This window comes from Luteibacter pinisoli, from assembly GCF_006385595.1.
In the GTDB taxonomy this organism is placed as follows: Bacteria; Pseudomonadota; Gammaproteobacteria; order Xanthomonadales; family Rhodanobacteraceae; genus Luteibacter; species Luteibacter pinisoli.
This window is the reverse complement of the sequence record NZ_CP041046.1, coordinates 1,531,314-1,553,950: the sequence shown is the minus strand read 5'-3', so window position 1 is coordinate 1,553,950 and position 22,637 is coordinate 1,531,314. Positions and strand designations below refer to the sequence as shown.

Annotated in this window: 20 protein-coding genes and 4 tRNA genes; 6 read left to right on the top strand and 18 right to left on the bottom strand. The window is 65.8% G+C overall.

The genetic code is table 11. From position 1 onward, the window contains the following. The first annotated feature begins 205 nt into the window (after positions 1-205). The gene (gene rne / locus FIV34_RS07150) at positions 206-3,478 is read left to right on the top strand and encodes a ribonuclease E (RefSeq protein WP_139981048.1); all 3,273 of its coding nucleotides are present in this window, start codon (positions 206-208) and stop codon (positions 3,476-3,478) included. A 72-nt stretch (positions 3,479-3,550) separates the two neighbouring features. Here rne and FIV34_RS07145 read toward each other — a convergent pair whose 3' ends face one another. Continuing rightward, complete coding sequence (locus FIV34_RS07145; protein WP_139981046.1) at positions 3,551-4,204, bottom strand: response regulator; 654 nt, start codon at positions 4,202-4,204, stop codon at positions 3,551-3,553. Positions 4,205-4,424: 220 nt separating this feature from the next. On the opposite strand from FIV34_RS07145, the gene FIV34_RS07140 reads away from it, so the two are divergent. After that, entirely contained in the window at positions 4,425-4,685 is a 261-nt protein-coding gene (locus tag FIV34_RS07140; protein ID WP_139981044.1) for a hypothetical protein, read from the top strand. 18 nt (positions 4,686-4,703) lie between these two features. Here the strand turns inward: FIV34_RS07140 and FIV34_RS07135 are convergent, their stop codons facing one another. From FIV34_RS07135 to FIV34_RS07115, 5 genes are all read right to left on the bottom strand, one after another. Further along, positions 4,704-4,901: a hypothetical protein gene (locus FIV34_RS07135; protein WP_139981042.1), complete on the bottom strand. Its 198-nt coding sequence runs from the start codon at positions 4,899-4,901 to the stop codon at positions 4,704-4,706. A gap of 152 nt (positions 4,902-5,053) precedes the next feature. Beyond that, positions 5,054-5,129: transfer RNA gene (locus FIV34_RS07130), tRNA-Gly, on the bottom strand. A gap of 50 nt (positions 5,130-5,179) precedes the next feature. Next, a complete protein-coding gene (gene crcB, locus FIV34_RS07125; protein WP_139981039.1) occupies positions 5,180-5,554 on the bottom strand; it encodes a fluoride efflux transporter CrcB in 375 nt (124 codons plus the stop codon). Between the two features lie 2 nt (positions 5,555-5,556). Continuing rightward, positions 5,557-6,723, bottom strand: a complete 1,167-nt coding sequence (locus FIV34_RS07120; protein WP_139981037.1) for a threonine aldolase family protein — start codon at positions 6,721-6,723, stop codon at positions 5,557-5,559. Positions 6,724-6,770: 47 nt separating this feature from the next. Next, positions 6,771-7,664, bottom strand: a complete 894-nt coding sequence (locus tag FIV34_RS07115) for an AraC family transcriptional regulator (protein ID WP_139981035.1) — start codon at positions 7,662-7,664, stop codon at positions 6,771-6,773. A gap of 161 nt (positions 7,665-7,825) precedes the next feature. On the opposite strand from FIV34_RS07115, the gene FIV34_RS07110 reads away from it, so the two are divergent. Beyond that, complete coding sequence (locus tag FIV34_RS07110) at positions 7,826-8,599, top strand: SDR family NAD(P)-dependent oxidoreductase (RefSeq protein WP_139981034.1); 774 nt, start codon at positions 7,826-7,828, stop codon at positions 8,597-8,599. 46 nt (positions 8,600-8,645) lie between these two features. Here the strand turns inward: FIV34_RS07110 and FIV34_RS07105 are convergent, their stop codons facing one another. The 5 genes from FIV34_RS07105 to FIV34_RS07085 all read right to left on the bottom strand — a co-directional run bounded on the left by FIV34_RS07105 (position 8,646) and on the right by FIV34_RS07085 (position 16,557). Next, entirely contained in the window at positions 8,646-10,781 is a 2,136-nt protein-coding gene (locus FIV34_RS07105) for an alpha-galactosidase D (RefSeq protein ID WP_211352721.1), read from the bottom strand. A gap of 50 nt (positions 10,782-10,831) precedes the next feature. Beyond that, positions 10,832-13,060: an alpha-galactosidase gene (locus tag FIV34_RS07100; protein ID WP_246058773.1), complete on the bottom strand. Its 2,229-nt coding sequence runs from the start codon at positions 13,058-13,060 to the stop codon at positions 10,832-10,834. Further along, positions 13,057-13,977: an aldose 1-epimerase gene (locus FIV34_RS07095; RefSeq protein WP_139981029.1), complete on the bottom strand. Its 921-nt coding sequence runs from the start codon at positions 13,975-13,977 to the stop codon at positions 13,057-13,059. The genes FIV34_RS07100 and FIV34_RS07095 overlap by 4 nt, the downstream gene beginning before the upstream one ends. Positions 13,978-14,093: 116 nt before the next feature. After that, positions 14,094-14,780, bottom strand: a complete 687-nt coding sequence (locus tag FIV34_RS07090; protein ID WP_246058812.1) for a FadR/GntR family transcriptional regulator — start codon at positions 14,778-14,780, stop codon at positions 14,094-14,096. Between the two features lie 124 nt (positions 14,781-14,904). Beyond that, the gene (locus FIV34_RS07085) at positions 14,905-16,557 is read right to left on the bottom strand and encodes a methyl-accepting chemotaxis protein (RefSeq protein WP_139981025.1); all 1,653 of its coding nucleotides are present in this window, start codon (positions 16,555-16,557) and stop codon (positions 14,905-14,907) included. A 232-nt stretch (positions 16,558-16,789) separates the two neighbouring features. Here FIV34_RS07085 and FIV34_RS07080 point away from each other — a divergent pair, with 232 nt between their 5' ends. Further along, positions 16,790-17,128, top strand: coding sequence for a hypothetical protein (locus tag FIV34_RS07080; RefSeq protein WP_139981023.1), 339 nt, complete (start codon positions 16,790-16,792; stop codon positions 17,126-17,128). A gap of 9 nt (positions 17,129-17,137) precedes the next feature. Here FIV34_RS07080 and FIV34_RS07075 read toward each other — a convergent pair whose 3' ends face one another. Next, on the bottom strand, positions 17,138-17,773 hold the full coding sequence (locus FIV34_RS07075; RefSeq protein ID WP_139981021.1) for an outer membrane protein: 636 nt from the start codon (positions 17,771-17,773) through the stop codon (positions 17,138-17,140). 224 nt (positions 17,774-17,997) lie between these two features. Here FIV34_RS07075 and FIV34_RS07070 point away from each other — a divergent pair, with 224 nt between their 5' ends. After that, positions 17,998-18,987, top strand: coding sequence for an alpha/beta hydrolase (locus FIV34_RS07070; RefSeq protein WP_139981019.1), 990 nt, complete (start codon positions 17,998-18,000; stop codon positions 18,985-18,987). Between the two features lie 22 nt (positions 18,988-19,009). Here the strand turns inward: FIV34_RS07070 and FIV34_RS07065 are convergent, their stop codons facing one another. After that, positions 19,010-19,213: a hypothetical protein gene (locus FIV34_RS07065; protein WP_139981017.1), complete on the bottom strand. Its 204-nt coding sequence runs from the start codon at positions 19,211-19,213 to the stop codon at positions 19,010-19,012. Positions 19,214-19,317: 104 nt separating this feature from the next. Here FIV34_RS07065 and FIV34_RS07060 point away from each other — a divergent pair, with 104 nt between their 5' ends. Beyond that, positions 19,318-19,569 carry a hypothetical protein gene (locus FIV34_RS07060; protein ID WP_139981015.1) on the top strand — a complete coding sequence of 84 codons (252 nt, stop codon included), beginning with the start codon at positions 19,318-19,320 and terminating at the stop codon, positions 19,567-19,569. A gap of 26 nt (positions 19,570-19,595) precedes the next feature. Here the strand turns inward: FIV34_RS07060 and FIV34_RS07055 are convergent. The 5 genes from FIV34_RS07055 to uvrC form a co-directional block, all read right to left on the bottom strand. Beyond that, a tRNA-Leu gene (locus tag FIV34_RS07055) sits at positions 19,596-19,682 on the bottom strand. A 49-nt stretch (positions 19,683-19,731) separates the two neighbouring features. After that, positions 19,732-19,805: transfer RNA gene (locus FIV34_RS07050), tRNA-Cys, on the bottom strand. A gap of 77 nt (positions 19,806-19,882) precedes the next feature. Beyond that, positions 19,883-19,958, bottom strand: a tRNA-Gly gene (locus FIV34_RS07045). Between the two features lie 38 nt (positions 19,959-19,996). Next, positions 19,997-20,575 carry a CDP-diacylglycerol--glycerol-3-phosphate 3-phosphatidyltransferase gene (pgsA, locus tag FIV34_RS07040; RefSeq protein WP_139981013.1) on the bottom strand — a complete coding sequence of 193 codons (579 nt, stop codon included), beginning with the start codon at positions 20,573-20,575 and terminating at the stop codon, positions 19,997-19,999. A gap of 50 nt (positions 20,576-20,625) precedes the next feature. Then, entirely contained in the window at positions 20,626-22,449 is a 1,824-nt protein-coding gene (uvrC, locus tag FIV34_RS07035; RefSeq protein WP_139981011.1) for an excinuclease ABC subunit UvrC, read from the bottom strand. Positions 22,450-22,637: the final 188 nt, after the last annotated feature.

The window sequence follows — 22,637 nt, the reverse complement described above, 5'->3', positions numbered from 1 at the left end:
CGTAGCGGTTCGGGTTGCAGTTGTCCGGTTATCTGTAAGGAACGGGCCGGTTGCAAGGCGCTTATTAACGAATCACGCCGGGACCAGGCATCGGCCCCGGATACCAAGCCGCTTAAAGCCTAACCGCAGCGGCGCGATCCCCGGCAGGCCGCCCCATTGGCGCCACCGCGGCGCGCGGCCGCGCGGCAGGGCCGAGGAAACTACAATGAAGCGTATGTTGATCAACGCGACTCAGCGCGAAGAGTTGCGCGTGGCCATCGTCGACGGACAGAATCTCTACGACCTCGACATCGAAATCCCGTCCCGGGAACAGAAAAAGGCCAATATTTACAAAGGCCGCATCACCCGCGTCGAACCGTCCCTCGAAGCCTGCTTCGTCGATTACGGCGCCGAACGCCACGGCTTCCTGCCGCTGAAGGAAATCTCCCGCGATTACTTCAATCCGAATGCGGAAGGTAAGTCGAACATCCGCGAGCTCCTGAAAGAAGGCCAGGAGATCATCGTCCAGGTCGAAAAGGAAGAACGCGGTAACAAGGGCGCCGCCCTCACCACGTTTATCAGCCTTGCCGGCCGCTACATGGTGCTGATGCCGAACAACCCGCGTGCGGGTGGTGTTTCGCGTCGCATCGAGGGCGAAGACCGCCAGGCCCTGAAGGAAGCGATGGAGCACCTCTCGGTGCCCGACGACATGGGCCTGATCGTGCGCACCGCCGGCATGGGCCGCGATGCCGAAGAGCTCCAGTGGGATCTCGACTACCTGCTCCAGCTGTGGAAGTCGATTTCGGGCGCTGCCAACTCGCAGAAGGCCCCGTTCCTGATCTACCAGGAATCGAAACTGTTCATCCGCGCCCTGCGCGATTACCTGCGTAACGATATCGGCGAAATCCTCATCGACGAGGAGTCGCTGTTCAAGGACGCCCGCGATTTCGTCCAGCAGGTGATGCCGAACAACCTGCGCAAGCTGAAGCTGTACCAGGATCCGACCCCGCTGTTCTCGCGCTACCAGATCGAAACCCAGATTGAATCGATCTTCGAGCGCAATGTCCGCCTTCCCTCGGGCGGTTCCATCGTTATCGACCAGACCGAAGCCCTGACCGCCGTCGACATCAACTCGTCGAAGGCCACCAAGGGCAGCGACATCGAAGAGACGGCGTTCAACACGAACCTGGAAGCGGCGACCGAAATCGCCCGCCAGCTGCGCATCCGCGACGCCGGCGGCCTGATCGTCATCGACTTCATCGACATGGACAGCCCGCGCCACCAGCGCGAGGTGGAAGAGCGCCTGAAGGACGCCCTCAAGGCGGACCGCGCCCGCGTCCAGATCGGCCGCATCAGCCGCTTCGGCCTGCTCGAGATGTCGCGCCAGCGCCTGCGCCCCAGCCTCGGCGAAGCCACCCAGATCGTTTGCCCGCGCTGCGAAGGCCATGGCCACATCCGCAGCGTCGAATCGCTCGCGCTGTCCACCCTGCGCCTGATCGAAGAGCACGCGATGAAGGAAAACACCGGGCAGGTCCTGGTGCAGGCGCCGCCCGCGGTCGCCAACTTCCTGCTCAACGAGAAGCGTGCCAGCGTCGTCGAGATCGAACTGCGCCACAGCGTGCACGTGGTGATCGTCGCTGACGACAAGCTGGAAACCCCGCACCTTGAGATCTCCCGCATCCGCGAAGCGGACATGGGCGAGCACAGCAAGCCGAGCTACGAGCGCACCACCCCGGTGGTCGCCACGGCGCTGCCGAAGATGGGCCAGGTTCCGGGCAGTGGCGAACAGCCGCTGGTGACCGGCGTGGTCCCGTCCTCGCCCGCCCCCATCCGTGACGAAGAGCCGGAAGCCGTCGAGGCCCCTGCCCGCGCGGCACGTGCACCGGCTGCTCCGGCAGCACCGACCGGTGGCTTCTTCTCGCGCCTGTTCAGCAGCCTGTTCGGTGGCGGCGCCCAGCCGGCACCGGCGGCGGCCGCTCCGGCGCCCGCCCGTCGCGAGGAATCGCGCCCGGGTGGCCCTAACGATCGCAGCGAGCGCAACGGCAACCGCCGCGACGAGCGCCGCGGCGAAGGTCGTGGCAAGGGCGAGTCGCGCCAGGGCCAGGGCCAGCGCAAGGACAAGGACAACACCCAGCAGGGCCGCCAGGCCCAGCAGCAGCCGAAGGCCCGCCAGGAAAAGGGCCAGCAGCAGCCGCGCCAGGCCGATGACAAGGGCCGCCAGAAGGACGGCCAGGCCCAGGGCGGCCGCCAGCCGCGCCAGGACCAGGACAAGGCCCAGCCGAACGAGAACCGCCGCCAGCAGCAGCCGCGCAACGAGCGCCAGCCGCAGGGCGAGAAGGTGGAGAAGGCCGAGAAGATCGACAAGGCCGCCAATGCCCAGGCACAGCCGTCCCGCGCGCCAGCCGACAAGGTGGCCGCGCCGGTCGCCGCGGCGGTGGTCGACGAGACGCTGCTGACCACGGCTGCCGAGCTTCCGCTGGTCGAGGGTGAGGTCGCCGCCGCTGGCGACACCACCGATGGCGCCGCCGATGGCACCCGTGACGCCGGCGAAGGTGGCCAGCGCCGCCGCCGCGGTCGTCGTGGTGGCCGTCGCCGTCGTCGCCAGGAAGACGGTACGCAGGCCGGTGCCGTCGATGGCAACGATCTGGATGATGAAGACGGTGATGACGACGTCGGTACCGGTCGCGACAGCGACAGCGTGCCGCCGATCCTCGATACCCCGGAAGCCGCGGCGAATGCCGTGGCGATCGAGCCGCCGCGCACCGAAGCGACGCGTCCTGCCGAACCCGGCGACGATGAGCACGTGCCCTCGGCCCTTACCCTGCCGTCGCTGCCCAAGCTGCCGCCCGTCCCGGGTACGGCCGCCACGGCTGCCGTCGCGGTGGTGGCGCATGAAGCGGTCATCCCGGCCGACTCGGTCGAGGTTCGCACCAGCGAGCGTCGCCAGACGGAATCGGATGCCCCGCTGAAGACCGCACCCGTCGAGTCGTCGCACACCCCGGTCCCGGCCGCCGCCGAGCCCGACGTGGAAGCGCCCAAGGCGCAGGTCGCCGCCCCGGTGGAATCGGTGCTCGACGCGCCGGCCCGTGGCCTGCTGCCGGAAGCTGACGTGGTTGCCCCGGTCGCCCCGGTTGCTGCTGCGCCAGTAGCAACGCCGACGCCGGTGACTGTCACGGCCGACGAAACCGTCGACGCCAAGGCAGAGGTTGAGGTTGAGGCTGAGAAGCCGGCCGTCGCCGCCACGCCCGTCGTCGAGGCGGTAAAGCCCGCACCGGCGCCGGCCCCTACACCGGCCCCGACCCCGGCCGTCGCGCCTACGCCGGCACCCGTGGCGACGGCCCCGGCAGAGCCGGTCACGCCGAAGTCGCCGGAAGCGTCGAACGTATCTAACGTCTCGCACACGCCGGCCGCGACGCCGGACCAGCCGGCCTGGACGCCGCCCGCCCAGGGTGACTTGCTGACGCGACCGCGTCACGAGCCGCAGGAAGGCCAGCAGTAAGCACAACGAAACGGGGAGGCCAATGGCCTCCCCGTTTCGTTTAGCACCCCTGGAACCTGAATCCGTTGCCGACTAGTTACCCACCTGGTGGTTGTGGGTGTCCAGCAGGCCGTGGACGGTCATGAGGTGGGCCAGCCCGACCACATGGTCCACGTGCAGCTTCTCCATGAGGCGCTGCTTGTAGGTAGATACCGTTTTCGGACTCAGGTTCAGGCGCTCACCGATGGAGGTGAGCGGCATGCCGCGCACCAGCATCATGGACACTTCCATTTCGCGGGTGGAAAGTGAATCGAACGGTGACTCCGAGCCATCCAGCGTCGCCAGGGCCAGCTGCTGCGCCACGGTAGGCGCGAGGTAGCGACGCCCACCCGCCACGGAACGGACGGCGGTCAGCAACTCGTCCGCCGAACACCCCTTGGTCAGGTAACCGAGCGCGCCGGCATCGAGCAGGCGCTTGGGAAAGCGTGCGTCATCCACCACCGTGAGTATCACGATGTTCGTGCGTAACTTGGCTCTGATCACGCGCTCCGTGAGTTCCACGCCGCTCATTCCCGGCATGTGCACGTCCACCAGCGCGATATCCGGCGACTGCGCACGGATGAGGCGCAGGCCCTCCTCCGCGGTGCCCGCCTCTCCCCTGATCCGGAAGTCAGCCTGCTGTTGCAGGATCATCCGGAAGCCGGTCCTGACCAGTTCATGGTCGTCGACCAAAACAACACTAATCATTCATTGCCCTCCCTGGGCCGACAGTACTTCTTTGCGCGCCCACTGCGCGCGGCCTGCGGATGCATACAATGCCAGATGTGCAGGCGAGACAACCAGCGCAGCCCTATCATCGGGCGCGCCCTCTTCCTGCTGTAGCGGCTCTTGCCGCCTGATGTGAGGTGACACCACCTGATGTTCGTGTCATCGTCCGGCGCGAAAGCATGTAGGCATAGGAAGCATCATGGATGATCGTACATACCTGCTCGGCAAGCTTGCCGCGCTTGAGTCCGCACTGGAAGCCGCGATTTCGACCCATCCCGAGCCGAGCGTGCTCGCGGTAGCCCTCTGCGAGGCGATGGCGCGCTACGCGCCGGCGCGCCGCCCGCCTGATATCAGGGCTTTTGCGGAAGGATGGCTCGCGATCGTGACACCTTTGCTAACCACCCAGGCCAGCGCTGCGCTGACCACGCCGGACAAGCGGTCGGGTCGCTCGCTTCACTGATCTAACCTGAGACCCTTCTCACTCTGCGCCCGGAAGCGTCGCCATCGCGGCGTGCTTTCGTGCCGTACGGGCGGCGATGCCACGCTGTACCAGCACCACGGCCGCAAGAATGAGGATGGTGGGCCATAAATGCCCGCCCGTCGCCTTCGCCAGCAACTTGCCGGCCGCCATGGCGCCAATGGTGCTTGCGTGGCTGGTCGTCTGCGCCGTACCCATGACCCCTCTCCCCATCGTATGCCGATGGGGCCAGCGTCGCCGCGCTCGCATTGGGTCGATGTGAAGCCGGCGGCTAGGCACCCTTCGCAGGCGTGACCGGCTCCGGGCGCAAAAACAAAGCCCCGGCGCAAGGCCAGGGCTTTGTCGAAAACTGGAGCGGGAAACGAGACTCGAACTCGCGACCCCGACCTTGGCAAGGTCGTGCTCTACCAACTGAGCTATTCCCGCGTCGTGAGCCGGCCATTATAGGGATTGCGAGCCGATGGTCAAGCCCCCGTTTACGCCATGCCGCGGGCCAGTTTCATGGCCAGCACCAGCGCCCCTACCCCGATCACGACGGAGGCGGCCACGTAGGCCACGGCCAGGCCGAGCTGGCCGCGCTCGTACAGCAGCACGGTTTCCAGCGAGAACGTCGAGAACGTGGTGAAGCCGCCGAGCAGGCCCGTGGCGACGAAGAGGCGAAGCGACGCCGGCGCGCTGCCCTGCACCACCAGCCAACCGGTCAGCGCGCCCATCATCGCCGAACCCAGGATGTTGATGAACAAAGTGGCCCAGGGAAAGCCCTGCCCCAGCAGGCGCATGCCGAGCACGCTTAGCGCGTAGCGGATCACGGAGCCCAGGCCACCGCCGATGAAGACCAGTAAATAACCCACGACTACCCCACACCATCCGCAGCGAACACTTTAGCAATGGTAGCGGTGGGCTTGCGCAGCAATGTCTCGTTGAACGTGAGGTGCAGACGCCCGTTGTCCGGCTTGCCGACGACGATGTCCGCGCTCCGTGCGCGCTCGCGCAAGCCATCGGCCACCTTGGCATCAAGGATGGCGATGGCGATATTGCTCCCACGATCCACGCGTTCGATGCGGATACCGGGCATGCCCGCGAGTTTCGCCAGCAAGGCCTCACCCGCCGCACGCACGCGTGCGAACCGCTCGCCGAAATGGTCCAGGCCATGCAAGGCCAGGGCGGCAGCCGGATAGCCGCGGAAGATCGTGCCGCCAAAGATGTGGCGCACATGCCGCGCGCGGTCGATGCGCGCCTTGTCGCCCGCGAGGATCGCGCCGAACGGCGCGCCCAGGTACTTGTACAACGACACGTAGACCGTATCGAACGGCACCGCGTAGGTTTTCGGATCAAACCCTTCCATCCCTGACATCAACAACAGCCGCGCGCCATCCAGATGCATGCCGGTGCCGTTCTTCTTCGCGATGTCGGCGATACGCAGGATGGTATCGAGGGCGGTGGTGGACCCATCCAGGCGGCGCACCGGGCTTTCCAGCGAAATGGCACCCACCTCCATCGGATACGGATCCTTCGAGCGCTGGTTGAAGGCCGCCTGCACGGAAGCCACGAGGGCCTCGCTGGTTCCACCGTCGATCGGTACCGGATTGATGCCGCTGAGCACGGGCGTCGCGTCTTCCTCGTCACGGTAGACGTGGCTCTCCTTCTGCAGCAGCAAATGACGGCGATCGCCGCAGAGGATACGGACGGCTATCTGGTTGGCCATCGTGCCCGTCGGCATGAAGGCGGCATCCTCCTTGCCAAGCAACTCAGCGAAGCGTTTCTCCAGCGCGCCCACGGCGCCGTCATGCAGGTAGAGGTCGCCTACCTCGGCATTCCCGGCGATCGCCGCTTCGAGCCGCTGCGGAAGATACATGGAGCGCACCGGCACATCGTCGCCCACCAGTGCCACGATCTTCTCGACGGCGAGGGGCTTCTCGGCGGGGGCGGGCGCGGCCGCCAGCGCCAGCGGATGGGCTGCGGCGGCCAGGGACAAGGCACCGATCGGCACGGCCTGGAGGAACTCACGACGACTGACCATGGACGCTTTCCTGCGTGGTGGTACGCAGCAGCGTCACACGGATGCGGTCATCCCGGCAATGTGTCGCGCAGGGCCGCGATGTCTCGCCGTGGCGGGGCACCAAACAGGCGGGCGTATTCCCGGCTGAACTGCGATGCGCTCTCGTAGCCGACGCGCCAGGCGGCCGTCTCCGCATTCACGGTGCCGGTTGCAAGCAGCAAGCGGGCCTCGTGGAGGCGGAGTTGCTTCTGGAACTGCACCGGCGTCAGCGAGGTGAGCGCCTTGAACTGGCGATGGAAGGCCGAGGGACTGAGCTGGGCAATCGCCGCGAGCTCGTCGATCCGGATGGCCTCGGCAAAATGAACGCGCAACGCCTGCACCGCGCTCAGCACGCGATGGGTACGGCTGTCGGCCAGGGCCACCTTCGCCACGTCCGCGGCATGCGGCCCGGTCAGCAACCAATAGGCAATCTCGCGCAGCACCAGCGGCGCGACGAACGGAATGGCATCGGGCGTATCCAGCAGGCGCAGCAGGCGCACCACGCAATCCGCCAGCGGGCCGTCGTAATCGGTGACGAACACACCCCGCGGGACATGCGCTGATACATGCACCGACGTCGGTACCGTCTCCATCACCTCGGTCATCAGCTTCGGATCCAGGCCGATAACCACGCCGAGGAAGGGCTCCTCCGGGCTGGCCGCGGCGACACGACTGAACGCGGGCATTTCCACGCTGACCACCAGGGCCTGCCCCGCACCGTACTCATACCGGCGGTTGCCAAAGGTGCTCAGCTTGCTGCCCTGCGCCACCACGCACAGACACGGCTGGAACAGCAGGGGCGCCGCATTCCGCGGAAGGTCCGAGCGCAGGATGCCCACGCCGTCGATGGCGGTCATCCACGGGTTCTCGCCGGGGTGCGTGTCCGTATAGCGGCGGACGATGTCGACAAGGGCCTGCGGCATGGGAAACGCCTCGCAAAGGGGTCACCCCGATGGTACCCAGCCTACGCCGCCAGCGGGCCGACGCGAGCAGGATCAGGCAAGAAGGCGCTGGCTTCCGGCATTCGCCCAAGGCGCCGGGCGCCCTACCTTTGCCAGCGTCCCTTCCCCCTGGAGCACTTGCCATGTCCACCCCACTGACTCCCCCGCGCCGCCTCGCCATCGTGACCGGTGGCAGCCGCGGCCTCGGCCGCAACACCGTCGTCCATCTCGCCCGTCGTGGCGTGGATAGCATCTTCACTTACGTCTCGAATGAAGCGGAAGCACGCAACACGGTCGACGCTGTCGCCGCGGAAGGTGCCCGCGCGATCGCCCTGCCCCTGGATGTCGGCAACGCGGGGTCGTTCGATGCCTTCGTCGAACAGCTTCGCCCTGCCCTCGCCACGCTTGGCGCCGAACGCTTCGACTATCTCGTGAACAACGCCGGCACGTCGCACCACACGCCGATCGCGGACACCAGCGAAGCGCAGGTGGATGCGTTGTACAACGTGCATTTCAAGGGCGTGTTCTTCCTCACCCAGAAACTCCTGCCGCTGATGAATGACGGCGGCCGCATCATCAACGTCTCCAGCGGGCTGACGCGCGTGGCGATGCCGGGCAGCGCACCGTATGCCGCGATGAAGGGCGCGATCGAAGTGCTGACGCGCTACTTCGCCAAGGAGTTCGGCGCCCGCGGGATCACGGCCAATTGCGTGGCGCCCGGCGCCGTCGCCACCGACTTCAGCGGTGGCATGGTTCGCGATAATCCGGACGTCAACCGGCGCGTCGCCGAGATCACGGCGCTTGGCCGCGTCGGTCTTCCCGACGATATCGGCCCGATGATCGCGTCGCTGCTCTCCGACGACAACGGCTGGGTGAATGCCCAGCGTATCGAGGTATCCGGCGGCATGCTGGTGTGACGCAGCGCGAAGCCCGTGCCGGCGTGCGGCACGGGCTTCCACGCACTCAGGGGCAGCCGGTGACAGGCGCGCCTGAGCGGGCACTCACGACGATGCGGTCGAGGTCGGGGCCGAATCCCGAGGGATTGCCGAGCACCACCGTATTGTTTCCCGCCTGGAGCGTCACATCGACCACGCGGGCGACGGGATCGTCAAAGCTGCTGCCATCGAGATCCAGCTGCCGCGCATTCCCGCCGTTCACGGTCATCACCAGCGAACGCGGGCCCTTGGTCGCGTAGTCAATCTCCAGCTGGTACACCCCGGCCCGCGGCACGGTGACCTGGTTGAAGGTGACCGCATTCGCCGCGCCGCCACCGATATTGCCGGCCTTCGCCAGGCCCGAGAAGTAGTTGCTGAAACCCGCCGTCACCGTGCCACCCAGTGTGGCGGCCTCGGCTTCGTACACATCCACCGACGGTGCCGGCAGCCCCATGCCATCGCGAATGACGATGCGGTCCAGGTCGGGCGGATAGCTCACGTCATTGCCAAAGCGGATGCGGTTCGTGCCCGCATGCAGGCATATCGGTAACGCGCTCGACGAGGGCAGCTGGAAACTGCCGCCACCGGAGTTGAACGTGTGGTACGGGCCATCGTTCACGCGGTAGAGGTAGGAACGCAGGCCCAGCGTGAGCGAATCCACCTGCATCAGGTACACGCCATCACGCGGCACGGTCACCTCATTGAAGCTCACCGTGTTGCTCGTGCCCAGGCCAAGACCGCCGACCTTGCTGCCGCCGGAGCAGCCGTTGCACGCGAAGACCTGCGCGGTGCCCGCCAGCGTCGCCGCTTCGGCCTCATAGGCTTTCGAAGGTGGCGCCAGCACCTGGCCGGGTAACCGCTGGACCAGCAGCAACTGCGTGGCGTGAGCTGGCAGCAGCACATCGTGACGGGCCACGGACGGGCCCAGTTCCTTGTGCGTCCACAGGTCGCGCACGCGCAGCGCACCGGGGATCCCCAGCAAGCGCCAGGGCACGCTCACCGTGGCCGGCGCCGCATTCATGTTGAACAGCGCGACGTAGTAGCGGCCATCACCCAGATCGCTCACCCAGACCTGGTGATCGCCACCGACGAGCTGGCGCGCCGGATGGCCCGACTGATCCACGGCGAGCACCTCGTCGTTGGTGGCGATGCGCAGCCCCTCCGGATCGAGCTTGGTCAGGTCGCCGCCGAGGTACAGCGGCGCATTGGCCATCGACCAGATCGTCATCGCCGAGCGCTTCTCGTCGAGGCTGAGGCCGTCGAGTTCCCCGTCGGTGATATCCAGCGTATCGAGATCGTTCCAGCCCTTGGTCGGGCCTGCGGCGTCCTGCCATGAAGGCAGGTCGCGAAAGCGCTTCTCGATGCGCGGCCAGTTGGTCAGCGTGGCGCAGCGGCCCTCGCACTCCACGTCGTCGTCGATGCGTCGCGCATTGGCCCATGTCGACCAGATGTCGTTGTGATCCTTGTCGAGCTGCCAGGAGACGGTGAACCACATCGGCCGTCCGCTCTTCGCGATGGCCCTGGACCACGCCACGACGTCTTCGCGGTTATCGATGCTGAGGTCATCGCTATACGAGCCGGGGGTCACGCCATCGAGCTTGATGAAATCCACGCCCCACGACGCGAACAGCGCGACGACGGAATCCATGTACGCCTGCGCGCCAGCCTTCGAGAAATCGATCTTGTAGTGGTACGGCGATTCACCGGGCCCGCCGAACGCGTTGCCGGCGCGATGCGGCAACGCGAGGATGTCCTGGATATGTTGATCGCTGCCGAGGATCGGCGAATTCGCCTGCACCGCGGGCTCTTCCACGCCGGGAATCCAGTAGATGCCGGCCTTCTGTCCGTTGGCGTGGATGTGATCGATCAGGGCCTTGATGTCAGGGAACGTCGTGGCATCGGGGATGGGCCGGCCATTCGCATCGAAGCCACCCATCCACCCCGAATCGAGGTTGATGTACGTGTAACCATGCGCTTGCAGGCCCGACGCGGCCAGCGCGTCGGACTGCTTGAGCATGTTGGCCTGGGTAAGGAACGCGGGATCGAGCGTTTGCTGGCTGAAGCTGCTCCAGCCCAGGTAGGGCCGGTGCGCCACCCCATTGACCTGGGCGGTGGCAGTGCTGGCCAGGGCGGTCAAGCCACAGGCCAGGACGAGGCGGGACAAGGTCGGAACATGACGTACAGGCACGGCGCGACTCCTTGCGGGGGGAATACCTAGCGCTTGTCGAACACCACGCCTGCGGCGTCGAAGTCGCCCTTGATCAGCAGGTCGATGCCGTGTTCCATCCAGTACGCGCCACTCGCCACCTCGGGTGTGCCGGGCGCCGCGCTGCCGTGGATGAAGCGCATGCCGTAGCGCGCATCGGGATCAAGGCCTTGCAGGCGCAGCGTCGGATACGCCCTCGCCTCCTGGCCTTCGCGCTGGAAGGCGAACAACACGGCCTGGCGACGATCCGCCGAGACCGACGAGGTGGCCGACCACGGGGCGCGATCCTGCGGCGAAAGCAGGCGGTAAAGCGCACCGCGCTGCACCGTGGCACGAATGGTTTTGTAGGCGGCGATGTACTGACGTGCCGTCGCCTTGTCCGCGTCAGTCCATTCAAGGAGGTTCGCGCCGATGCCGAGGCCACCCTGCATGGACGAGAGGAAGCGGAAATCCAGCGAGGTCGCGCGCTTGTTGGCCCAGTGCGGCGAACCGGTGACCCACGCCATCATGGTGGCGGGCGCATACGCCTGGCTGAAGCCGTCCTGGATCGAGAGACGATCCGACGGATCCGTGTTGTCCGAGGGCCAGACCTCGTCCGTCAGCGCCATCACGCCAAGGTCCACGCGCGCACCGCCACCCGAGCACGATTCAATCTCAAGGCCCGGATGCTTTTCGCGCAGGCGGCGCAGGATGTTGTAGAGGTTGCGCACATAGGTCACGTAGACCTTTTGCTGCTCTTCCGGCGCCATCTGCGGCCAGCCCGGCTCGGACCAGTTGCGGTTGTAATCCCACTTAAGGAACTGGATGTCGTTCTCGCTGACCAGGCGGTCGAGTACCTCGAACAGGTGCGCCTTCACGTCCTCGCGCGCGAGGTTGAGCACCAGCTGGTTGCGGCCTTCGCTGCGCTGGCGGTCGGTGAAGTTGAGTACCCAATCCGGATGCGCGCGATACAGGTCGCTGTCGCGATTGACCATCTCGGGCTCGACCCACAAGCCGAAACTCATGCCCAGCCCATGCACCTTGTCGATCAGCGGCTTCAGGCCGTTGGGGAACTTGGTGCGATTGACGGTCCAGTCACCCAGGCCGGCGTGGTCGTTGTTGCGCGCGCCAAACCAGCCATCGTCAACGACGAAACGCTCGACACCCAGCGCCGCGGCCTTCTCGGCCAGCGACTCCTGGCCCGCTTCGTCCACCTTGAATTCCGTGGCTTCCCACGAGTTGTAGAGCACGGGACGGAGCTTCGCGCTCTCGCCGCCCGGCAGGATGCGGCCGCGCTCGAAGCGATGCAGCAGGCGCGAGGCTTCGCCCATGCCATCACCCGTGTAACCACCGTAGAACACCGGCGTGTCCAGCGCTTCGCCCGGCTTCAGCCGATAGGCGAAATCGAACGGGTTGAAGCCACCCGTGACGCGCACCTGGCCGAGGATGTCCTCGTCCACGCGGATGCTCCACGAGCCGCTCCACGCCAGCGCGCCAAACCAGACATCGCCATGCGTCTCGCCCCACTGCCCACCGCGGTTGATCGCGAACCAGGGATTGTTCTCGTCGCTCGTGGAACCGCGACGGCTTTCCAGCACCGTCGCGCCGGGCGTGATGGCGCGCGTCTGCAGATGCCACTCACCGGCCCAGGTGCCCGTGAGGTAGCGCAGCGAGTAATCGCTGCCGGACGGCAGGCTCCACGTCGCCGCCGCCGCGCTGTCGATCGTCAGGGCTTGCTTGCCGGTGTTCTCGATGTGCGCGGAGCGCCCGATGATCCCGGTGGCTTCATCCGCGCTGTAGCGCAAGCTGACATCGACACCGGCCTGCGCATCGCGCATCACGACCACCAGCGCGCCGTGGTCGATGCGGTAGCTCTCGTAGCGCAGGATGAGGTCGCGGTTGCCGTCGTCGAAGCGCACCTTCAGCGCGGGCATGGCGGTGATATTGCCGCCCCAGCCGGCGTATTCCTGGCGCGACAGGGCTCCCTTGGGATCGAACGACGAGCGCTCCGGTGCCGGCGTGGCGGGGCCGAGGGGATCGTCCTTCGCGAGGCGCGCGCCCCAGTACAGCGTCTGCAGGCGGCCGTCAGGGTCCACGCCCATGGCATACGTGACCTTGTCCGCATCGATCCGGAACACATGGGTGGAGGCATCGTAGCGGGGCGTCGCATCGCGCGGCGCCGGCGCGGCGGCCAGTGGCGTGGCCAGCGCTGCGGTCAACGCGAGCGTGAGTCGAGCAGTCGTAGCGAACGGGTTCAACAGGCTTGCCCCTCTTCAGAAACGCGGAATGCGAACGATCGCGCCAGGACCTCACCCGGCGCCAGCACCGTCATGCCATTCGCGACGGGGCCACCGGGGAGGTGCACCGCGTTCACCGGATGGTCGACGGGCTCAAAGCAGAAAAACGTCTCGCCCTCGGGCACGTAGAGCACGTACGTATCCACGTCGGCGGCGATGTCCATGCGCAGCCCGGCCTTCGGCCAGGTGATCCGCGCGACACCGTTCCAGCCCTGGAAGGCGTTGTTGAGCCCACCCGCGGGGAGGGCTTTACCAGAAGAAAAATCCCACGCCGGCGGCACCGAGTCGCGGGCGAGCGGTATGAGGTTCCGCTCGTCATTGCGCCACACCGCGCCTGCCGGGGCGTGCAGGTGCACGCTACCGTGGAGGGAAAAGAAAGGGTGCAGGCCCAGCCCGAACGGCAGCGGAGCCTGGCCGTGGTTGGTCACTGCGAGCTGCACGCTGAGCGTCTCGCCGTCGAGGCGGTACACCAGGCGCGCGCGGTAGTCATAGGCACCGTCGACCACGTCGTGGAGCACCAGCGCGGCTTCCTGTGCATCGTGCCGCTCGACGTCCCAGGCGCGCTGCCAGCCCGTGCCGTGGATGGGATAGTCGTCGTCGACCCGGTTCTGCGCCAAGCCCACGCGCGTGCCAGCGTGCTCGAAGCCGCCCGCGGTGATGCGGTTGCTCCATGGCACCAGCGGATAACACGCCAGCCCGTTCGGTTCGTGCTCGCCCGTGGCGGACAGTGGCACGTGGTCGCACGGGCGCATCAGCGCCACGGTGCCCCCGCTGCCCCGCCAGTCAAACCGCGCCACACCGCCGCCGACCTCGGGCAGCAGGGTAAGGCTCAACCGGTCGTTGGCCAGTGAGAGCACGTCAGGGTGACCCCGGGACATTCCAGCGCATGCCGCTACCCCACGAAGCGCCTCCCCACGGCGCGATAGGGCAATTGTAGTATTTTATAATTATATGTCGGCAAGCTGCGGCGCAGCATCGCCTCACGGCACGGGGTCTAGCGACGGCGCTGGATGTTCCGTCGCGACGCATCCACCATCGAGAACATGGCTGCGCGCGCCACCTCGGGCTGCTTGTGGCGAATCGCATCCAGCACTTTTTCGTGCTGTGGAAGCGCGGCCTTGAAGTCGACGGCCTTGCTCGCCGACAACAGGAAGTACTGGCCCAGCGCGGTCTCGATCACGGTGAACAGCGACACCATCAGCTCGTTGTTCGTGGCCTGCAGCATGGTTTCGTGGAACATGAGGTCCGCCTCGGCCCAGGCGTCCAGGTCTTCCGCTGCTTCCATGGCGGCATAGGCGCCCTTGAGCGCCGCCAGCTGCGCGGTGGTGCGCCGTTTCGCCGCCGCTGCCGCGGCGCCGGGCTCGATGAGTTCACGCATTTCCACGAGCTTGTCGACGAAATCGTCCGTGGGCATGAGCGCGCAACGCCACGCCAGCACATCCTGGTCCAGCTGCTTCCAGTGGACCGCCTCGCGGACGCGGGCACCCGTGCGCTGGCGCGATTCGATCAGGCCCTTGGCCACGAGGACCTTCATGGCCTCGCGCAGCGCAGTGCGGCTTACATTGAGCTTTTCCGCAAGGATGTCCTCACGCGGCAAACCCTCGCCTGGCGCCAGTTTGCCACCCACGATCAGCTGGCCCAGCTGCTGGACTACCTGGCTGTGCAGGTTGCGTGCTGACACCGGCTTCAAGGTGGGTCGCTCCTTATCGGGACGTCCACACGGTATTAGCCAGCCCGCGGCGTGGCAAGGTGGTTGCACCTGCAACCGCCGGAACCTGCCCGTTCGCAGGTTCCGGCGCGTGGGGTCAGAACTCGGTCCAGAGCTCGTCCTGGGCCACTGCCTGGCGAGGCGGCCGGGCAATGATCACCGGCGCAGCCGGCGCCACGGGCTCGCTTCGCGAAGGCCGCGCGGTATCGGCGGGCTCTTCGCCGGCGATGCTGAAGAACGCCACCTGGCGCATCAGTTCTTCGGACAGCTCGAGCATCTGCTTGCTCGCCGCGCTGGCCTCTTCCACCAGCGCTGCGTTCTGCTGGGTGACTTCGTCCAGCGCCGTCACGGCACCGTTTACCTGCTCGATGCCGGCCGACTGCTGAAGCGACGCGGCCGCGATATTGCCGACGATGCCGGACACACGGGTCGCCCCGGAGCCGATCAGCGCGAGCGCTTCACCCGTGCGGCCGACCAGCACGGCGCCCGTTTCCACGCGTTCGGACGCATCGGCGATCAGCTTCTTGATGTCACGCGCCGCCGTGGCACTGCGCTGCGCCAGCGAACGGACTTCACTGGCCACCACGGCGAAACCCCTGCCCTGTTCACCGGCGCGGGCGGCTTCGACGGCGGCATTGAGCGCCAGCAGGTTGGTCTGGAAGGCGATTTCGTCGATCAGTACCGCGATTTCGCCGACACTACGGCTGCTGCGAGTGATTTCGGCCATCGCCACGACGGCCTCCTGCGCGACCGTCTGGCCGGACACCGCGTCGCCGTGCAACGTGGTCGTCAGGTCACGGGCCATGTCGGCGCCCTCGGAGTTCTCGCGAACCGTCGCCGTCATTTCTTCCATCGAGGCGGCGGTTTCTTCGAGCGATGAAGCCTGCTCCTGCGTACGGCTGGAGAGGTCATCCGTTCCGGCGGAGATATCGCGCGCGGCATACGTCACCTGCTGCGCGTTGCTGCGCACCTGGCTGACGATGCGGGTGAGCTGCTCATCCATCGTGCCAAGCGCACGCAGCGTTTCACTCAGTTCGTCACTGCCGTCCACCTGCAGATGGTGGTTCAGTTCACCCTGGCTGATGCGCGCCGCGAGATCACGGGCACGCAGCAACGGCCGCATCACGGCGCGTGCCAGCAGGAAACCAAGCACCGCTACGAGGAGTGCCGACGCCAGCAGCACGCCAAGCGTGACGTACACCGTGCGGTGCTCACGGGCGGCGGCGGCCTTGTAGTCCTGGTCGGCCTGCTGCTCATTGACCGTGATGATCTGCGAGATCTGTGCCGTCGCTTCATCCATCGCCGGGCCGACGTCCTTGATCAGCAACGGCACGGCATCCTTGTCGCCATGCTCGAGCTTGCCGACCAGGGCCGCCAGGCGATCGTCGGAACGTTCGCGCGCGGCAACGAAAGCCTTCGCGGCCGTGCGCTCTTCTTCGCTGGTGACAAGGGCCGGGTAGTACGCCGCCCAGGATGTGGTCAGGCGCACCTGGGCCTTGGCGATGGCCTGCTTCGCGTCCGCAAGCGCCTCGGGCGTACCGCGAACGATCGCGCGGTTGGCCGCATTGCGCTGATCCATCAGGGCGGCACGCACCTCGCTGACGTCGACGATAGGCATGAGCGACGTGCGATACATGCCCTCCAGCCCCGCCTGGGTCTGGTCCAGCGCGTAGAGCCCGGTTGTCCCGATAACGATGGCGGCCAGCAATGCCGCCGCCATGGTCAAAATGATGCGCCACCTGATTGTCATGCTGCCCGTACTGCCCTAGGAAAAATTCCTAGACGTTAACGGCACGGTTTGCCCGGGCTTTAGCCACGTCGAGTGACGTAACGCATTGTTTTTCCTTATACCGGCACAGATTGTTTCTATTTCGCGACAATTTACGAACGGCCTTCACGTTGTGCCGAACTTTCATACCGTTGCGGCATTACCCGGCCCTCCCGCTTCGGTATAAAGCCGGCTCCCCTCACGTAGCCGTTAAATGATCCGCCAGCGCATTCGCCGAAATAACCTCTCCCTGATCCTTTCTGTCCTCGAACTTGCTGGCTTTGACACGCCCCAGGCGCAGGCTAACGCTCTCGGAAACATCGTTACCGCACGCAAGCTGACGCGCATGCCGCTCGGCGCCGATGTGCCGTCGATGTTCGCCCGCGGCGTGGAGCATGCGTTCGGCGTGCGGCGTGGATGGCTGGACCGGCCATGCAACTTGCCGCCGGCGTTGCCCAGGCGGCTCCTGACCCGCGTGCCGGTGACCACGGTGATCCCGGTTGTCGGTGATCCGGCGCAGGACGCGCCGGATCACCGGGAGCTCATCGCTTAGCGTCAACCGTTAAAAACGGAACTCGACGCCAGTGCCCCACACATCCGTGTTTTGCGTGAAGTGGTATCCGTACACCGAATAGTGCTGCGGGTAGTGGTCATACGTGAACTGAAGGCTGAGCTTCGGGGTGAAGTCGAATCCAAAGCCGGCCCCGGCGTACCAGCGCGTGTCGTACAACGTGTAGCCGTAGGTGGAGCTGACCGGCGGGTTATCGTCGATGATGCTGGTGTTGTGAAAGCGTGCTCGATTCCGGTAACGGGCGATGCCGCCACGAATCACCGCGTAGGTGCGGTCGGAGAAGTCCCACCGCGCATTCAATCCGAGCGTCGCTGCCTTTGCGCCATTGCGGCCATGCGTATCGGCAGTGATGGTGTGCGGGCCGGTGATATCCGTAAGGGACGTCGGGCCGGCCACGGTGTGGAACTTGCTGGTTCCGAGGTCCTGGTAGCCGCCCTCAACACCCACGTACAGCGACTGGGCTGCCGTCCACCGGTAGCCGCCGCTCACGCCCCAGGTCGTGCCCGTGTGATGCGTCGAGGCATGTCCGGCATCCGCCTGGACGAACGCGCCCTGCCCGTCCGCGTGGGCCACCGAAAAGCCAAGGGCGGCCACCAAGGCAAGCGTCGCCGTTACGTACTTCGTCATTTATTGGAATCCCCGTTCCTTGTGAAGGCGCGAGGATCATAGACGGCGCCTTCACGCGATTCTGTAGGCGAAGGCCTACAAAACTCTGCCGTTCAGATGGGCTTTAGCCGACCCTAGCCCGCGCACATCCTATGCATAGCGCACCCGAGCCATGCCTTAGCCATGAGAATGCCCGCACTGGGCATCAGACTGACCCTTCAACCTTCGCCGTAGGGAGAGGCGACATGACCACTGCACGATGGATCGGCCTGCTGGCCGCCTTGCTGATGCCCGTTGCTGCATGGGCAGCCACCACCGGCTCCGAGCCGCTGGTGAACCCGCAGAACAAGCCCTGGCAGCCCGAGGCACCGGCTGAGCAGATACTGCTCTGGCCCAAGGAACTCCACATCGCCGCCCCCGCTTACCCGGGTGACGAGGTGTATGGACAGGGCACGGGGTCCATTGCCGGCAAGCCCATCACGATGATCGAGCATGTCTCCCGGCCGACCATGAGCATCTTTCCGGCCAGGGGAAAGAACACCGGTGCTGCCATGCTGGTCTTCCCCGGCGGTGGCTATCGCGTCCTCGCCATCGACCTCGAGGGTACCGAGATCTGCGACTGGCTTACGGCGAAAGGCATCACGTGCGTTGTGTTGAAGTATCGCGTGCCGGGCTCGGGTCCTTATTGGAACAACGAGTGCAACTGCCGACGCACCCCAAGCGAGCCGATGGCCTTGCAGGATGCGCAGCGTGCGATGGGCTTGTTGCGCGAACGCGCTTCAACGCTCGGTATCGATCCGCACCGGATTGGCGTGGTGGGTTTCTCGGCGGGCGGCCGGATGGTGGCCGACATCAGCAATACAACGAAGCGCACCTACAAGCCCATCGACGCGGCCGATCGCCAGAGTAGCCGCCCCGACTTCGCCATGGCGCTTTATCCGGGCCACCTGTGGACGGAACCCGGCATCATGCTGACCCGCGAAGTGAAAATCGATCCCCGTGGGCCGCCGACTTTCATTGCGCAGGCTGAGGACGACGCCACGGACGATATCCGTGAATCACTCACCTACTACCTGGCGCTGCAGAAGGCGAATGTGCCGGTCGAAATGCACCTGTATGCAAAAGGCGGCCACGCCTTCGGGGTTCGAAAAACCGCTAACCCGATTACGCGCTGGACGGAGCTGGCGGAAACGTGGATGGAAACCATTGGAATGGTTCCGGCACCCGCACGATGAGGGCCACGATCCGGGCGGGACGTCAGTTCTTTTGGGCGGCCTGGATCGCGGCATTCACTCCGATGGTCGCCGCGCAATTAGCCGTCTTGCCATTCGAGCCGGACGAGCAAAACGGCTTGGGCCCCTGCACGCCCGTCGTGGGCCGGTCGTCCGCCCAGGTATGCGGGGTGATGCACCCGGTGAGAGCGGTGCAGAGCAGAAGAACCACGGCGGTCATCAGGCGCATGTCGGCATCCGGTAGTGGGCGCGACGGCATTCTGCACCCAGTCGGCTAGCGGCGTCTGTAGGAATTCGCCTAGGATTACTTATCAGGGGAAGGGAGAACGGACCATGGACGATTCGGGGCTTCTCGCGATGGGAGCCTGCGCGCTCGCGCGGTTTAGTGCATGCCGCTCGTCCTGGTGCATCGCATGGAACTCGGGCCTCGAGGTCGCGATTCTCATTGTCTTCTACGTGTTCTTCTTCCTTGATACCGTCAAGCACGAAGGAAGAGCGAAAGCGATTCGCGTCTTTTGGCCGATTGCGGCGTTTGTGGTGCTAGGTATAGCGCTTACCGTTTATCTCGCAATTGGTCGTTCCTGAAGCCCACGAGCGATGCGATAGACAGGTGGTGCCCGGAGTGGGACTCGAACCCACATACCCTTACGGATGAGGGATTTTAAGTCCCTTGCGTCTACCGATTTCGCCATCCGGGCTGAAAAGAAAAAAGGCGCACCGCGTGAGCGTTGCGCCTTTGGAATGCGATGGAGGCCGAGGTCGGAATCGAACCGGCGTACGCGGATTTGCAGTCCGCTGCATGACCACTCTGCCACCCGGCCATCGCTTGCGCACGCGGAGAGTAGCCGCATGGCGCTTAAAAAACAAAACCTCGGTTACCCGAGGCTTTGTGGAATCCTGGAGCGGGAAACGAGACTCGAACTCGCGACCCCGACCTTGGCAAGGTCGTGCTCTACCAACTGAGCTATTCCCGCGTCGTAGTCCGGCTATTTTAGGGAACTGGGGCGATGTGTCAACTGTTTTTGTCACCGCGTAATGCAGGCCATGCGGCGCGCAGGTAGTCGAGGCCGGACCAGATCGTAAGGATGCCCGCGATGACCAGCAGGGCCTCGCCGATGTGGTACAGGCGCAGCGTCTCGGCGTCGTGCTGGAGCAGGAGCACCACCAGCGCCACCATCTGCATCATGGTCTTCAGCTTGCCGAGGAAGGCCACCTTGACCTTCGAGCGGGCGCCGATCTCGGCCATCCACTCACGTAGCGCCGAGACGCTGATCTCGCGCCCCACGATGACCGCGGCGGTGACGGCCAACAGGATGCCCGGCCAGCCCGTGGGGGCCGACTGCACCAGCAGGAACAGCGTCACGGCGACCATGAGCTTGTCGGCCACCGGGTCTAGGAAGGCGCCGAAGGCCGACGTCATGTCGAGGCGGCGGGCCAGGTAGCCGTCAAGCCAGTCGGTGAAACCGGCCAGCACGAACACCATGGCCGCGACGAGGCTGGCGCCACGGAACGGCAGGTAGAAGACGACCACCATGACCGGCAGAAGCAGCACACGGAAAAGGGTAAGCCAGGTAGGCAGGTTAATACGCATCGATTCAGCCGGTTGCGGGAAGCGTCGCGGTGGCTGGCGCTTCCGTTCGATCAGGGGTGCAGCATGGCATAGATGCGTTCGGCGAGGCCGCGATCAATACCCTTCACGCTCATCAGTTCTTCCACGCCCGCCGCTTCCACGCCCGACAGGCCGCCGAAGGCCTTCAACAGTGCCGCGCGTCGGCGCGCGCCGACACCCGCCACATCCTCAAGCGTACTGCGTTCGCGCGCCGCCTCGCGCTTGCGGCGGTGGCCGCTGATCGCAAAACGGTGCGCCTCGTCACGGACGGCGGCCACCAGGTGCAGCGCGGGCGACGAGGTACCGGGGTGCAGGGTCTTCCCGCTTTCGGCCAGCACCAGCGTTTCTTCGCCGGCACGGCGGCCGGGGCCCTTGGCCACGCCCACCACGCGGATGCCTTCCACGCCGAGTTCGCCCAGCACGTCCACCGCCTGGGCCACCTGCCCCGCGCCACCGTCGATCAGCAGGATGTCCGGCTTCGCCCCGCCCTCCACCACTTTCTTGAAGCGCCGGGTAAGCGCCTGGTGCATGGCGGCGTAGTCGTCGCCCGGCGTGATGCCTGTGATATTGAACCGCCGGTAGTGCGACTTCTCCGGGCCTTCCGGGCCGAAGACCACGCAGGAGGCCACCGTGGCCTCGCCACGCGTGTGGCTGATGTCGAAGCACTCGATGCGGCGCGGCTGCTCGGTCAGGTCAAGCACCTTCTGCAAGTCGTCGAAACGCGCCAGCAGCGTGTGCCGGCTGGCCAGGCGCGAGGTGAGCGCGGCACTCGCATTGCGCTGGGCCATTTCGAGGAAACGGGCCCGTTCACCACGCACGCTGGGCTTCAGCTGGACGTTGTAGCCGGCGTGCTGGGAGAGGACGTCGGTGAGCACCTCGATGTCTTCCACCGGGTCGCTCAGCACGAGCTCGCGCGGCACCTGGCGGTCGAGGTAGTACTGGGCGATGAACTGGCCGAGGACGTCGGAGACCGAGGCATCCGTGGGCAGGCGCGGGAAGAAGTCGCGCGAGCCCAGGCTGACGCCGTTGCGGAAGAACAGCACGCTGACACAGGCCATGCCGCCTTCGAGGCAGCAGGCGATGACGTCCATGTCGGCGCTGGCCCCCTGGACGAAGTGCTGCGCCTGCAGCTTGCGCAGGGCGGCGACCTGGTCGCGCAGCGTGGCGGCGCGCTCGAAGTTCAGTGCCATGCTGGCCTCCTCCATCGACCTGGCCAGCTCGTCGATCACCGCACTGCTACGGCCCTCGAGAAACATCTCCGCGTGGCGTACGTCATTGCGATAGTCGTCCACGCTGATCAGCTCCACGCACGGCGCGCTGCAGCGGCCGATCTGGTGCTGCAGGCAGGGCCGCGAGCGATTCTTGAAATAGCTGTCCTCGCACTGGCGCACCTTGAACAGCTTCTGCATCAGGCCCAGGCTTTCGCGCACGGCAAAGGTGCTGGGGTACGGGCCGAAGTAACGCCCCGAGCCGGTCTTGGCGCCACGATGAAACGCCAGCCGCGGGTAGTTCTCCCCGCCCGACAGATAGATGTAGGGATAGCTCTTATCGTCGCGCAGGACGATGTTGTAGCGCGGCTTAAGCGATTTGATCAGCTGCGATTCGAGCAGCAGGGCTTCGCCAGCGGTACGCGTCAGCGTGACCTCGGCACGGTCGATCTGCGACACCATCGAGGCGATGCGCGGATCCATCGGCGGCTTCAGGAAATAATTGCTGACGCGCTTTTTGAGGTTGGCGGCCTTGCCGACGTACAGCAGCTCACCTTCCGCATCGAAATACCGGTAAACGCCGGGAGACGTGGTGAGGTGGCGGACAAAGGCCTTGCCGTCGAACGGGTGCGACTCGGTGTGCTCCATCGGGGCATTTTACCGGGTCCGGGGCAACCGGGAATGAAAAACGCCGGCATGGAGGGGGACCATGCCGGCGCGACCTTCCTTGGGGGGAGTCGCCTTCGTCCTTGTGTTCCGGCGACAGGGATAGATTACGGTGGTGTCCGCCGGGGCGCGCCCGGCGAAGACCGGCTGACCTTGTCGGCGCCGCCCGC